The organism is Streptomyces milbemycinicus, from assembly GCF_002154605.1.
Taxonomy (GTDB): Bacteria; Actinomycetota; Actinomycetes; order Streptomycetales; family Streptomycetaceae; genus Streptomyces; species Streptomyces milbemycinicus.
In genome coordinates, this window is sequence record NZ_MUNE01000592.1 from 1 (window position 1) to 225 (window position 225).

Sequence of the window (225 nt, forward strand, 5' to 3'; positions counted from 1 at the left end):
GCCCGACGCCGTGTCGCCCGTCACCGTGTCACCCGCCGCCGCGGTGGCCGACACACCGTCAGCTGTGCCCGGCGCGCGTCCGACGCCGCCGTCGGCCGCGCCCGCGGCCGCAGTGGAATCCCCGGCCGTGGTGTCTCCAGCGGGCTGCGCATCGGCCTCGGATGACGACCGGCGACCGGGTCTTGTGACCGGGCGGCTCCACCACTTCGGCTTGGGCCCGGTGGC